Source organism: Paenibacillus selenitireducens, from assembly GCF_002021565.1.
GTDB classification, from domain to species: Bacteria; Bacillota; Bacilli; order Paenibacillales; family Paenibacillaceae; genus Paenibacillus_K; species Paenibacillus_K selenitireducens.
This window is the reverse complement of sequence record NZ_MSZX01000005.1, coordinates 315,031-329,014: the sequence shown is the minus strand read 5'-3', so window position 1 is coordinate 329,014 and position 13,984 is coordinate 315,031. Positions and strand designations below refer to the sequence as shown.

Sequence of the window (13,984 nt, the reverse complement as noted above, 5' to 3'; positions counted from 1 at the left end):
ATAATAAAAATGTAAACATCGCTATACCACCTCCACTGCTTTCAACAATACTACGATCCAGGACCTCGAAAGTTTCAAATATTTAACGAGCCAAACGGGTCCCGAAACGTTATTACAGCGGACGGCTTTTTGGAATAAAATTAGAGATGATCGATTTCAATTCTGTATCTTCGACGTAATCGTTATTTTTCTCACCCGTGTCAAACTTCTTTACACGAATGGTATACTTATCATCTGGTGTCGTCGAACGGAACGTAAGGCGGCTTGGATCATCCACAACCACATGCAGATCGCTATCTTTAAACATGTCTAACAGCTCATTCACGGACGGTTTATGGCCTGGCTCCACATCTACTACGCCCCGAAGCGGACTTACCTTTTCTCCACGTATTAATTCATAATGCACGATGCATTCTATAAGGTTCATTCGTAGCTCACTCCTATTCCTATCCTGCTCGTAGTATAAACAAATCCTTCCCTAAAAACTCTACTTCATCATTGCGCAGTCACCGGAGTTACTTCCTTCACGATCCCTAACTTCGCCGTCAAGTAGATCCTTACAACAACTTTGTAAATTCAGTTCTATAATTTTGTACTCAAAAGCACTGGAATCTGTGCAGCAATATCCAGCAACGGTTGATTATCCTGCCTCGTAATGGAGATAATATAGGCCCCTTCAATCATTGCATTCAGAACAACGCCTAACTGATTTGCCCGGTTTTCATCGTATCCAGCCTGTATAAGCTTATTCGCGTAAATCTGATTCCACGATTCATAAGCTTGCCGGCAGGACTCACGAATCCGATCGCTGATAAAAGAGGTCTCGAGTGCCACAGCAGCAACCGGCACGCCTTGAACACCAATCCCTTGATCTTGAAATTGAGCTGCAACTTGGTTAATAAATTGTTGAATCGCGATGACAGGGTCATCGTATAAGGATAATCCGGACTGAATTCGCTCTGCCACCAGCATTCCACTCCTATGTACAGCTTCGGCGGCCAGTTCTTCTTTTCCACCAGGAAAATAATAATACAGCGAGCCTTTGGGAGATCCGCTATCCTTCGTAATTTGATTCAATCCTGTTGCATGATAGCCTTGCTGTTGAAGTAATCTTGAAGTCGTCTCGAGAAGCTTGGTACGTGAAGCATTGTTCACATTCGGTCCGCGCATGGATAACCCCCTTACCTCCAAAATATATCAACTGGTCTATATATTCTATATAACCACAAAATTGATCCGTTTCAACCTATTGACTCTGACATCTATGTGAAGGTTTATAATGGAAATAGTAACCGAAGGATTATCGTGAAAGGAGGCATCTGATGAAGATCAGTCAATTATCTCAATTAACAGGTGTCAGTATTCGTTCATTACGTTATTACGAACAACAGGGACTTATCTCGGCTGATCGTGAGAGCAATGGGTATCGAACCTATCATCCTCTAGTTATTGATCAGGTGAACACCATTAAGTTTTACTTGAACCTTGGTTTCACAACCGAGCAAATAGCAGGATTCCTGAACTGTGTTGTGATGAACAAAGAAGCTTTCTGTTCACAAATTCTCCCCATCTACCGCGAAAAGTTAACCGAAATCGAGGAACAAATCCAACTGCTAAGCCAAATAAAATCCAATCTAGAAGATCGTATTCAAGCCGTCATGCTTGAAAATCCAAATCCCCCTGGAGCGTGAATAATATGTCCATTATTTCGGTAAATGATGCTACGCTTAAAGAACACATTTTATCCACTGGTGTGACCATCATTGATTTTGGTGCCGTCTGGTGTCCTCCGTGCAAGGTTCTTCTGCCGATTCTTGAGGATCTAAATAAAACCTACGGCGAACAAATCCGAATCCTTAAGGTCGATGTTGATGAGTCTCCAGCGTCCACAGCTCAGTACGGCGTGCAGTCTATCCCTACCGTATTTATCCTTCGTCATGGAACGCCAATGGAGAAATTCATCGGTCTTCGCCCTAAATCAGCTTATTCGCAAGTTATCCAACAATTTCTTTAAGTGCTTGTATGAAAGCTTGCATCTCTTCATCCGTACCTATACTCACACGTAAAAACTGATCTATTCGCGGTTGGTTGAAAAATCTAACGAGAACGCCGCGATGACGAAGGGCTTGGAATAACTGACTCGCATCTTGATTCGGATGTGTGATAAACACGAAATTTGCTTTGGAGTCCATCACATCAAAACCTAAAGTTCGAAGCTGCGCAGTGGTCCATTCCCGCGTCTGAATCACTCGCGCATTCGTCGTCTCGAAATAAGCCTCATCTTGTAAAGAAGCAACCCCACCAGCCAGTGCTAATCGATCTAATGTATAAGAATTAAAGGAATTTTTAATTCGGTTCAACCCTTCAATCAACTCTTGATTCCCCATGGCATAACCAATGCGCAGCCCGGCTAAGGAACGTGATTTCGACATGGTCTGTACGACAAGTAAATTCGGGTACGAAGAGATCAGCTTCACGGCAGATTCTCCCCCAAAGTCAATATAAGCTTCATCGATAATGACGACCTGATCCGGGTTATGCTCAAGAACGGCGCGCAGCTCATCGACTGGGATATATTTTGAAGTCGGAGCGTTAGGATTTGCGATGACTACACCGCCTTCACTATAGTAAAATCGCTCTAGCGGTGTATTAAACGCTTCATCTAGAGGGACCCGCTCCACGGGCACTTGATACAACTGCGCATAGACTTGGTAGAAGCTATATGTAATATCGGCAAAACGTATTGCGCGATTCGGACTGAAAAATGCTGCAAAAGCAAAAGCTAATATCTCATCTGAGCCATTCCCAACGAAGATTTGATCTGCCTGCAGATCGTATCGATCCGCAATAGCATGAATTAATGATTCGCAGGTTGGGTCAGGGTAAAGTCTTAAATCCGCATGGGATACACCCTTCAACGCCTCCACTACACTAGGCGACGGCGGATATGGATTTTCATTTGTATTTAATTTAATATACTTCTGATCCTTCGGCTGTTCACCTGGCACATAAGGAGTCAATGACGCCGTTAATTCACTCCAAAATTTACTCATTCCAATATCCCCCATTTAATGAATCGTACAAGTTCGCTATAGTCTTGGTACGCCGATCGTGATACCCTTATATCATACCATGTTCTACCATGGGTATTAACAAGTTAATTTGAGGTGGGATACGCATGAAAGCTCAAGCTATTATTCTTTTCGACGGTGTATGCAATCTCTGCAATAGCAGTGTTCAATTCATTATCCGACGTGACCCCTCAGCCTACTATGCCTTTGCTTCATTACAGAGCGAAGTTGGACAACGCCTATTAGAAGAACATCACTATCAAGGAGCGCTCGATAGCGTTATTCTCATCGAACATAACCAGCTGTATGCCAAGTCAGATGCAGCCCTTCGAATTGTTCGACATCTTCATGGAGGGTGGCGTGTGTTCGGCTTGGGGCGGTTCATCCCTAGAGCTGTTCGGGACTCCATCTATACATTTGTTGCCCGACATCGATACCGCTGGTTCGGCAAGCAAGAGAGCTGCATGCTTCCATCTCCCGAATTGCGGTCGCGATTTCTGGATTAGAGCATTTTCCGGAACCCTTGCACCTCATCCAGCTTATATCCGAGTGATTCATAAAACCGATGCGCATCTTTCCGATAGCTGCTTGAGCAGAACATGATATACAAGCAATCATTTTCATTTGCGAGTTGTTCGAGCGCTTGCATGAGTTTTTTGCCTGCGCCCATGCCTTGCGCTTTTGCCGAGACAATCACATTCTCGACCACCATAAAAGGACGACATGTGCCGACAAGATCATGGCAAATCACGCCCATAACGGAACCCAGAAGCTCCCCATCCTTTTTATATCCTAGTAAATGGTAAGCACTGTTCGATTTCATCTGACGGAATACAGACTCCATCTGTGATAGGTCTCCAGCCTCCCCAATTAATTCTTCGTACAATAAACGTAAGGATTCCAAATCTTCATAAATAATCGGTTGAATCATTCCCTGCACTTCCTTTCCATGTATCTCATAACGTACCCCATCATACAACAAAACCTCCAACCCTTCCATATTTCATGGCATGAGTTAGAGGTTTTTTAAGTTATGATCATCAGTATTACGTTGCAGCATCAGAAATATCTTACGCGTATTGCAGTTTCAAAAATTTCGTTGTTTCACATACTTCTTTCTCTAATTCCATCTCAAAGCTGGCCCAACAAGCTCTGCATTGTTCTTCTGTCGTACATTTCGAAGCATCATCACATGTATAACAGAATTTCATGTATTTTTGTGTCATTTCATCCGTGAAGTTTGCGTTTTTCATTCGTCGTCAACTCCCTTGTGGTTTATGTGACAACTATAACATATGCATCAGGGGTATTATGTGATTATTTTCACAATACCTTATTTTTCACGAAAATGTTGATTTTAACTGATTTATTTCTTCCTTCAACTGGCGAATTTGACTGAGAAGAACGGTAGAATCCATGGATCCCTCTTCTGTGTTCATCAGCTGTGTGAGCGCCAATTCAAGTAATTGCAGACGATCAGCATCTTCGCGTTTCCCTTGAGGTTCCAGAAGTCGTTTCTTATACCCCGTAAATTCGGGATAGCTTCCATTAAACACGCGCACATGCCCCTTCTCAATCTCAACGATTCGATTCGCTAATTGACTCACCAAGTATCGATCATGCGATACCATGACAATCGCGCCAGGATACTCACGAAATGCTTCCTCGATCTTCTCGCGGGTCACAATATCCAAGTAGTTCGTCGGTTCATCCAGAACAAGCATTTGGGCATCGCTAAAGTACAATTTAATAAACGCAACCCGGCATCGTTCCCCCATACTCAAATCCTTGATTTGCTTAAATACATCGTCGCGGGAAAATAAGAAACAACCTAGTATTGTCCTTGCATACGTCTGTGTCATATTAGGAAGATCTAACAGACTGTCTAATATGGAACCTGACTCATCGAGGTTCTCCAGCTCTTGCGAGAAGTAACCTATTCGTAATTGCGGATGATGCTTCACCGATCCCAGCGATGGCTCTAGTTCTCCGATCATCAGCTTTAATAAGGTCGACTTCCCCGCTCCATTCGGTCCGATGACCGCAATACGATGGTTTCGATCTACTTGTAATTGGACTTGTTCCAGTAACAGCGTAGACGACGGGTAAGCAAACGATACATTTTCCATCCGAAGCAATGTGTTCGAGACCAATGAACTCGCATCGAACTGAACATGAATTTTCGTATCTTCGCGAGGTTTGTCGACCCGATTTTGTTCAAGTCGTTCCAGTTCCTTTTGCTTCGCATGATACCTCGTTATGTTTTTCATCGCCCGTGCTTTGTAGTAAGATTTCGTAATTTTCACTTCGGTTTGCGTGCCTGCTTTACGCTCTGCGGTATTGAACCATTGTTGGTAGCGTCGAACAACTTCGAGTAATTGTTCCTTTTCTTGCTCCTGCTTCTTATATAATGCGGCTTGCGTCTGGAGCTCGATGTCCTTCTGTCGGCGATAATCCGTGTATCCTCCTGTATAACGCGTTGTCCCTTGAGGAGTTAGCTCGATGATGGCATCAGCAACTCGATCCAGAAATGCCCTGTCATGCGATACCATAAGTACCGTCCCCGCATACGATGCAACCCATTCTTCAAGCCATTCCAACGTCTCTGCATCCAAATGATTCGTCGGCTCATCCAATAACAGAAATTGGGGTTCCCCCACCAAAATCCTGGCCAATTGTGCCTTTGTCTTCTGCCCGCCGCTTAATTCCGCATATGGTTGATTCCACACCGCAGGGTCTAATCTTACTCGCTGCATACATGTATCCATGGATACTTCGCTCTCATATCCTCCCATGGTCTCAAACTTCGCATATGCATCTTCATACTGCTCGAACAGATCTTCCGCATCTGTCTGATTTTTCGATTCCTGCTGCATCAGCTCTTGGATGTGCTCAACCCGTTGTTTCGCAGCGAACCATGCCTTAAGTCCACTCTGCACAAATTCTCTTGTCTGTACGGAAGTTTCCAGCTCCAACTGCTGATCTAATGTCCCCCATTCGTGCAGTGGCAGCATCCGTTGAATAGTGCCCCCATCCATCTCCTCTTTGCCTAACAAACCTTGCAGCAAGGTCGTCTTGCCTACCCCATTCTTGCCGAATAAGGCAACATGTTCACCTACTCCGATTTCTATATTTACATGTTCAAATAGTAATTTCCCCTGATATTCTTTCGTAACATCATTTACCTTTAATATCGTTGATCTCATTCAGACATTCCTCCATTCATGTGAGAAAAACCTCTATCGAAGCACTTTCGAAGATGAGCGACCGCGAATAGAGGTCGTTTTTATCGCCAAATAGAATTTTGCGTTTCGATACGTCGAAACTTTTGTAAATTCTATTGTGGTGATTTAAACAAAAAAACCCACAGCCGCTACTCGGCCGTGGATTGTGCAAACGAATGGTGATGTTCTATTGAGACAGGAAAAAAATAAGCAAATATAACCAGCTCTCTAGAAAACAGAGTTCGTTCATATACTGCATGCAGTCCCCTCAAAAAGACACACGTATCTCGTTCGCTCTACCGTCGGCAGAGGCCGCTTGAATTCATACATTCAAGTTCGCAACGAAAATCACGTGTAATTACTTCATGGGACTGATGAGTACCTCCGAAATTCTATAAGATGATGTCATATTAGCATGAAACGATCATAAGTGCAAGAAGACGATTACCCAAACAAACCTTCACCAATATAGGAATTACTGTTCAATACACCTGGAGGAACCACAAAATAACCTCCACCCACGGTCTGTGTGTATTTCATCAACTGGTCCAGCTGCTTCACATTGCTAAGTCTGTTCTGAATGGATTCGAACTGTGTCTTGAGGTTCCGATTGAAGCAGATGAACATCAGACCGGCATTCATCCGACCGACTTCATCTAAACCATCCATAAAATTATACCCTCGACGCAGGATACGCTCTCGTTCTGACTGTTCCCCGTTGCGAGGATTGGATAATCGAATATGTGAGTCCAATGCCGTCACAGTGCCTTTCGGATCTTGTGCGAATTTCGGCTCATCATGCTCCAGCATACCATCCATGGGAGCTCCGGATATTTTCTGACGGCCGATCACATCCTCTTGCGTGGTATATGACAATTGGTCCCAAGTTTCCATACGCATTTGGATACGTCGTACAACCATATAGGTTCCACCTCGCAGCCATGCGGGTTCATCCGAATTCCCAACCCAAATGTTATTGTTCATGAAGTTCTCATCTGTAAGCTGAGGATTATTCGTCCCATCCTTGAAGCCAAATAAGTTGCGAGGGGTTCCTTCTGGCTTTGTCCCGGATTGACCGGTATGCTGCCAGCGCAAATGCGCGACACCATTCGATGCGATCGATAGATTACGAATGGCATGAAAGTTAACGACCGGATCATCAGAACACACTTGAACAACAAGATCTCCGTGTATCAGAGGTTCCTTCAATGCATCTCGATGAAATATTGGCATTTGACCGAAGCCTTTAGGCTTTTTGCTCGCAAGACCAAACCGGTCGATCCCATCCTTCTGGAATAAGCTTGCCCCAAACCCGATCGTAATGGTCAACCGGGATGGACTTAATCCGATCTGTTCTCCCGTATCAAGCGGAGAGAATTTAGGATTCTGAGACCCTTCCAGAGGGGACTTGCCTTCTGTTAATCTAGCGATCATCTTCGTCCAAGTCTTGAGCATATCTCTGAGTTCATTCCGGTCACTCGAGATGATATCAAAGGCAGCAATGTTCAAAAACTGTTGAGCAGGGGTCACGATCCCTGACTGGTGAACGCCAAAAAACGACTCCGTTACCGGAGCTGTTCCTGGGGTGTTCGTCGTTTCAGTTGTCTGTGATTTGGAGTTGACAGGTTCTGAGTCTACAACAGAATGTACTCGCTTTGGTAGGTCTAGCATATTGCCGATCACGAGACCCGCGGCACCTGTTACGGCCATGCCAAGAAATTTACGTCGACTAAATGGTTGTTTTGACATGATTCTTCACCCTTATTCACCTAATGTTGCAGGAAGCTTCACAAGCGGTACCGCGAGGGCTTCCAATTTATTTTTCAAATCGATTTGTTGGGTTTGACTTAATTGATCAAATGGCGTGTACACACCATTCGGCGAAAGTTCTTCAATCTGTTGCAGCACACTCTGCAGATTTTTATCGATTTTCTCCTCTAAAGCAGGATCTTTTTTATGCAGCTCTGCACGTAGTAGATCGAAAATCTTTTTCGCACCTTCAACATTACCTTTTAAAACAGGAAGCGTGGCTTGGCTCCAGCGTTCTTCCTCGCCTGTAATTTTCGTAGACTGTGCCTCTTCCATTAACTCCCCGACACCTGTAACGAACAATGTTGGATCAATCGTCATTTTCGCAATTTCGGATTGCATCTTCTTCCCGTCTTCCAGAAGACGTTCCGCGAATGTAACCGCATCTTTCGTATTTTGCTTCACGAAGAGAATATTTTCAATGCGGTGATATCCTGTAAAGTTCGCATCATTCTCATCGGCAAAATCATCAACACGAGCATCCATCGTACCGTCTAATTCAGCGAACAACTCAATGATCGGTTCAATGCGTTCATAGGGGAACCGGGATTTGACATACTGTGCTTGTGCTTTTTTCAAATCTCCGCTTTTCACATCATTGAGTAGAGCTTCTATTTCAGTAACCATGGCTGTTCCTTGCTCCTGCACATACGCAGCATATAGCTTCGTCGCTGCAACAATTTCCGGATTCTTCTCTAATGAATCCTTATTAACCCCGCCTGTACCGGATTTCAATGTATCACTGAGACCTTGAAGTGCAGGCTGAACTTGATCCAATAAGGTAGAGAGCACATCAAACTCTAACGTGTCTTGCTTCCCACCTGCAATCAGTGTGTTTAAGTATTTTTCGACATTCACATATTGATCCGGATATTTGGCTTTAATATCATTCTCGAAGGATAGCCATTCTTCTTCGATCTTCTTCGTTAATTCCTTGGCCTTGGCGTCATCCTTCGCATCCAGTGATGTCTTTAATGCTGCTGCCGTCGCGATCATGCTGTCCGTACCTGTCTGCGGATCTACAGTCGCCGTTGTTGTTGCGTTGGTTGTATCCGCTTGGGTTGTACCTTGCGTGGATGCTGCAACTTCAGTCGATGTGTCCTTCGCCCCGCATGCCGTCATGGCTGCAGTAAGTAATGCTAATGTAACTAGGAAGGATACCAATTTAATTCGCTTGTTTTTCATGGGATGAAGCTCCTCTTTTCTCTCTTAACCAGATATGGGTTCTATTTTTTTCTTCGGTTTGATCTTTTGAACTATGATTACAATAAGAGCAGCCGCGATAATAATCAATTGGGGTAATGCACTTTGCCAAGATGGATACATCGCAATAAAGTTGATATTAGGTAACGGTGCCTGGGTAGATGGTATCGAGCTTGCTAGCTGTAAACTATGGATTCCCATCCCCGTGAACTTAATACAAAGATAGAACACGATTAAACTTGATACCATAAAGAACGGTCGCATAGGGAGCTTCACACCAAGTGTCAGCATCAAATAGGCTACGATTCCCAGAACGCCAAACCCGATGAGAATTCCAAGAATCAAATTCTGCATCGAGATCTGATTGACCATGCCAATCAGGAATAATACCGTTTCGGTACCCTCCCGAAAAATAGCTAAGAAAGATAGCACACCTAACGTAACCATCCGCCCCGTTTTCATAGCAGATTGACTTTTTGATTGAATATATTGCTGCCAATCCTTCACATTCGATTGACGATGTAACCAATAGCTCATATATAGCAGCATGACGGCTGCAATAATTCCCGTCCATCCGTTAATAATGAAGTTATTCTGACCAAAGGCTCCGGAAGAGAAGACGAACTTCACGATGACAGCAATCACCAAGCTTACAAGTACTCCCGCACCAACGCCGGTCCAAATCCATGCCTTACCTTTCTTCACTTCGGCTTGCGGGCTTCGTTTCACAAAAGCTAGTAACGCACCTACAACGAGAAGCGCTTCTAAACCCTCACGAATCGGGATCATCGCAGCATCGATCATCGTATATTCGGTCTTTGACGCAAGTGGCGTTAAATAGGTAATCATCGCTGAAACAGTATCTTCTGCACCTTTCAGATCGCCCTGATCTAACATCGCTTGAATGACAACGAGATCGCGCTCGGAATCGCTGTAGACCGTTCCGGATTGAGCAACAACAACGCCTTCTACGCTTAACCAAGAGTGACGCGCTTGCTTGATCCCATCCAACGCAGCATCCTTAGCCGATTGCTTGATGTCCGTATTTAATTGAGTTAAGATGCCCACGAAATCCTGTAATGTGATATCTTCTTGCTTAAAGGACGCGCCTTTCGTATACCCATTGGATATGTATTTCGTATTGACCTTCTTGAGATCTGTTAATGACTTCACGAGATCTTCTTGTTTGCTTTTAATCGAAGCATAATCGAATTGCCCCATGGCTGCCTCAATATCCGCGTAAGCCTGTGCGGACTCCGATTTGATATGTTCTTCAATCTTTAACCATGTGGTTCGGAATTCTTCAAAGGTTGCTTTTGCTGTATCCACATCCCCGCCTGTTGCCGCTGTCAAAGCCTTATCCACGATGGTATTTGCTTGTGTCAGATCATCCTGTCCTACACTTGCTGCCCAAGCCATCATGGGACTCATCATGAACATCAGGACGGTAAGAATCAGCAGGTATACGTTCCGCATTCTAATCAATTATTTCGCCTGCCTTCATCTGTTTTCTATACGTTAAATTCACGATAATGAGAATCATTATCGGAGTTTAGTTTACATTTACTGTCACCCGCTGTCAATCATTATTTACTATAATGATTCTCATCTAAAAAAGACGCCAAATTAGGCGTCTTCCACAGTTAAAGCTATTCGCATTCCTGTTCTTGCTAAGGTGACGTTGGAGGGGATCGCGTATCGTTCTTCGACATCCACACCATGTCCCATATGTGTAAAATAAACTTGCGAGGGCTGCAATTCTTGGAGCAATTCGATCGCCTCGACCATGTCGTAGACCGATCGGGTATGAAACTCTGCTTCTTCATGGTAGAAGTTGGTCCCTAATATCAGGAGATCTAGATTCATGAGAAACAGCTTCTGATCGGGACTCAAGTTAATCGCATCTGAACAGTATCCGACACACATGTCCCCTTTGGTTAATCGAAAGGCGTAGGACATCCCATTTTTCCCATGACACATCAGATGGGGTTCAATCTTCCATCCATATAGCTCCATGCCTTCGGGCTTGATTTCATGAAAATACAGATGTCTCGGAAGCCATGGAAATTGGGCCCGGATCGTCTCCAGCACTTCAGAAGGAGAATAGATATGTCCCCGTTGCCCAAGCCAACGACAGGCATCTACCCATTCGGGCAAACCTGCAATATGATCAAAATGCGCGTGTGTGATCAGCGTATGGGATACGAATCGTTGTTCAATCTGCTCCATTTGGGTTACCCAATCCGGACCGCAATCGATGAGAATATCTCCTTCCGCTGTTCTTATCATGACAGCTGAACGATAGCGACGGTTCATCCCGGTCGTTCTGGCTTCTTCACAAATCATGCAATCACAATACACGCGAGGGACTCCCATAGAATCGCCTGTACCTAAAAATATCAGTTCATCCATATCTGCCTGCCACTCCTTCATGCCTCCCATGTTACAACACCATAGGTCATATCATCCTTCATCTTCTATTTTTATAGTCTAGCATGTAAACTATCACATTTCATCATGATCAGATACGAACCCCATGAAAAGACGCCCTTGGAATCCACATCGCCATCAGGGATGTAGAACGCCAAAAGCGTCTCAATCATCATATTATCCGATGTAGGAAGGCGTCGCCGCTGCAGGACTCGGTCCTGGAGCAGGTGCTGAAGCTTCTTGCTGACTGCCTTGCTGCAGTTGATACATTTGATAGTAACGGCCTTTATGCAACATCAGTTCTTCATGGCTGCCTTTCTCTACGATCTCACCGCGATGCAGAACCAGGATTTGATCTGCGCTGCGAATCGTCGAGAGACGATGTGCGATTATGAAGGTCGTACGACCTTTTTTCACGACATCTAATGCAGATTGAATAATCGCTTCGGTCTCGGTATCGATATTTGCCGTTGCCTCATCTAGAATCAGAATGGCGGGATTAAAGGCGAGTGCACGTGCGAAGGATACCAATTGACGTTGACCCGCGGACAATGTGCTTCCTTTTTCAATAACCGGCTCGTCAAAGCCTTTCGGCAAGTTCGCAAGAATGGTCTCCGCTCCGACATCACGCAGTGCTTTCTCAATCTGTTCGCGTGTGATCGAAGGGTCCTCTAAGCTTACATTGCTTGCAATGGTTCCTGTAAATAAGAATGGATCTTGAAGTACAATCCCCATATGTTGACGCAGAAGTTGCTTCGGAATGCTCTGCACATTCACACCGTCGACTGTAATTTCGCCTTTTTGAACGTCATAGAACCGGAACAGAACGTTAAGGATCGAGCTCTTCCCGGAACCGGTATGACCGACAAGCGCGACCGTCTGCCCTTGCTTCGCTTCAAATGAAATGTCCTTCAATACATACTCATCGTCCTTATAGGCAAATGAGACATGATCAAATTTCACGTTTCCTTTGTAACGATCCAAAGCACCGTCAGCAACGTCTGTGCCTGGAAGATCCATAAGTTCGAACACACGTTCAGCAGATACTAAGGCCTGCTCTAATTGAGCTAACTGATTGACCATCCCGACGATCGGTTGGAACATACGTCCCAAATAATCGACAAAGGCATAAATGACACCAAACGATATAGCACCTGTTATGTCAAAAGACTTGCTGCCGAAATACCACACAACTGTTGCAAGCGCCAAGCTGCGAATGACATTGACTAGGTTGTGAGAAGTTAGAGAGTTTAAATTCAACATTTTATTCCGGTAATGAAGATGCTGCTCATTCATTTCTTCGAATTCTTTCTCCGTATCCTTCTGCCGGCGGAAAGCGCGAATGACGGTCATCCCTTGGATCGATTCATTGATCAGCCCGTTGATATCACTTAGCTTCGAGCGAATCACACGGTTATACTGCGTCGCGAATTTACGATAGATGTAGATCCACAGAATAAGAATCGGAACGATAACAAGACACACAAGCGCTAATCGAACATCTAGTAAGAACAAAGCAACGAAGATCCCCGTAATATACACGGTTCCGGAGAAGAAGTTCGCCAGCACGTTAACGAATAAGTCCTTCACGGCCTCTGTATCATTTGTTATACGTGATACGACTTTCCCGGCGGGAAGGGTATCGAAATAGTTAATCGGCAACCGGTGAATCTGGTTATATACATCCGTACGCATTTTCTGAATAACCCGGTTTGCAGACGTCTGCAAGTAATAAATCCGTCCGTATTCAAAAACACAGGATACCAGCAATAGGCCTAAATAAATACCCATCAACCACATAATTCCTTTCATTTCCGGTTGATAGAATTTGATCAGTTCTGAGACCGATAACTTCGATGCTGGGTACGCTCGCGTATTCTCTCCGGATGTAAAGACGAGCTTGCCATTCTCGAAGGAACGAACACCATCGGTTTGCACGGCTTCATTGACAAAAACGAACTGTCTGCCGACTTGAAGTACACGAACTTCATTCCCAGGCACTTCGCCTGCTTTTAAATTATCGGTTCTCTTGTACCAATGTTCTTGATAGGGTACAGCGTCTTTCGTGTTCGACTGTACTTCAGACCATGGCCTCTCAATGCCGAGAATATGATTGTCAATCATAGACTTCGCGAGGAACGGACCCGTGAGCTCTGCTGCCACAGCAATCGCAAGCATCACCAAGGCTATGACAAATGATTTTTTATATAAAAGTGCGTAATTAAACAATTTCTTCAATAGTTTCAT

Annotated in this window: 14 protein-coding genes; 3 read left to right on the top strand and 11 right to left on the bottom strand. The window is 44.4% G+C overall.

The window, feature by feature from the left end; all coding sequences use genetic code 11:
* Positions 1-112 precede the first annotated feature (112 nt).
* Together BVG16_RS14795 and BVG16_RS14790 are read right to left on the bottom strand one after the other, a co-directional pair.
* A complete protein-coding gene (locus BVG16_RS14795) occupies positions 113-427 on the bottom strand; it encodes a hypothetical protein (protein WP_078499445.1) in 315 nt (104 codons plus the stop codon).
* Positions 428-582: 155 nt separating this feature from the next.
* Positions 583-1,170: a TetR/AcrR family transcriptional regulator gene (locus BVG16_RS14790; protein WP_078499444.1), complete on the bottom strand. Its 588-nt coding sequence runs from the start codon at positions 1,168-1,170 to the stop codon at positions 583-585.
* A gap of 152 nt (positions 1,171-1,322) precedes the next feature.
* Here BVG16_RS14790 and BVG16_RS14785 point away from each other — a divergent pair, with 152 nt between their 5' ends.
* Both BVG16_RS14785 and BVG16_RS14780 read left to right on the top strand, forming a co-directional pair.
* A complete protein-coding gene (locus BVG16_RS14785) occupies positions 1,323-1,691 on the top strand; it encodes a MerR family transcriptional regulator (protein ID WP_078499443.1) in 369 nt (122 codons plus the stop codon).
* 5 nt (positions 1,692-1,696) lie between these two features.
* Entirely contained in the window at positions 1,697-2,014 is a 318-nt protein-coding gene (locus BVG16_RS14780; protein WP_078499442.1) for a thioredoxin family protein, read from the top strand.
* On the opposite strand, the gene hisC is transcribed toward BVG16_RS14780, so the two are convergent.
* A complete protein-coding gene (gene hisC, locus BVG16_RS14775) occupies positions 1,995-3,053 on the bottom strand; it encodes a histidinol-phosphate transaminase (protein ID WP_078499441.1) in 1,059 nt (352 codons plus the stop codon). The two genes, BVG16_RS14780 and hisC, sit on opposite strands and share 20 nt — an antisense overlap.
* 125 nt (positions 3,054-3,178) lie before the next feature.
* Here hisC and BVG16_RS14770 point away from each other — a divergent pair, with 125 nt between their 5' ends.
* Positions 3,179-3,577 carry a thiol-disulfide oxidoreductase DCC family protein gene (locus tag BVG16_RS14770; RefSeq protein WP_078499440.1) on the top strand — a complete coding sequence of 133 codons (399 nt, stop codon included), beginning with the start codon at positions 3,179-3,181 and terminating at the stop codon, positions 3,575-3,577.
* On the opposite strand, the gene BVG16_RS14765 is transcribed toward BVG16_RS14770, so the two are convergent.
* The 8 genes from BVG16_RS14765 to BVG16_RS14730 all read right to left on the bottom strand — a co-directional run bounded on the left by BVG16_RS14765 (position 3,574) and on the right by BVG16_RS14730 (position 13,984).
* On the bottom strand, positions 3,574-4,002 hold the full coding sequence (locus BVG16_RS14765) for a GNAT family N-acetyltransferase (protein ID WP_233147040.1): 429 nt from the start codon (positions 4,000-4,002) through the stop codon (positions 3,574-3,576). The two genes, BVG16_RS14770 and BVG16_RS14765, sit on opposite strands and share 4 nt — an antisense overlap.
* 139 nt (positions 4,003-4,141) lie before the next feature.
* Positions 4,142-4,324 (bottom strand): hypothetical protein, encoded by a 183-nt coding sequence (locus tag BVG16_RS14760; RefSeq protein WP_078499438.1) that lies wholly within the window; start codon positions 4,322-4,324, stop codon positions 4,142-4,144.
* 87 nt (positions 4,325-4,411) lie between these two features.
* Positions 4,412-6,277 carry a ribosomal protection-like ABC-F family protein gene (gene abc-f / locus BVG16_RS14755; RefSeq protein WP_078499437.1) on the bottom strand — a complete coding sequence of 622 codons (1,866 nt, stop codon included), beginning with the start codon at positions 6,275-6,277 and terminating at the stop codon, positions 4,412-4,414.
* A 462-nt stretch (positions 6,278-6,739) separates the two neighbouring features.
* Complete coding sequence (gene efeB / locus BVG16_RS14750) at positions 6,740-8,044, bottom strand: iron uptake transporter deferrochelatase/peroxidase subunit (protein WP_078499436.1); 1,305 nt, start codon at positions 8,042-8,044, stop codon at positions 6,740-6,742.
* Between the two features lie 12 nt (positions 8,045-8,056).
* Entirely contained in the window at positions 8,057-9,289 is a 1,233-nt protein-coding gene (locus BVG16_RS14745; RefSeq protein ID WP_078499435.1) for an EfeM/EfeO family lipoprotein, read from the bottom strand.
* 24 nt (positions 9,290-9,313) lie between these two features.
* Positions 9,314-10,783 (bottom strand): FTR1 family iron permease, encoded by a 1,470-nt coding sequence (locus BVG16_RS14740; protein WP_078499434.1) that lies wholly within the window; start codon positions 10,781-10,783, stop codon positions 9,314-9,316.
* A 150-nt stretch (positions 10,784-10,933) separates the two neighbouring features.
* Entirely contained in the window at positions 10,934-11,719 is a 786-nt protein-coding gene (locus tag BVG16_RS14735) for an MBL fold metallo-hydrolase (protein WP_078499599.1), read from the bottom strand.
* 195 nt (positions 11,720-11,914) lie between these two features.
* Positions 11,915-13,984, bottom strand: a complete 2,070-nt coding sequence (locus BVG16_RS14730; RefSeq protein WP_078499433.1) for an ABC transporter ATP-binding protein — start codon at positions 13,982-13,984, stop codon at positions 11,915-11,917.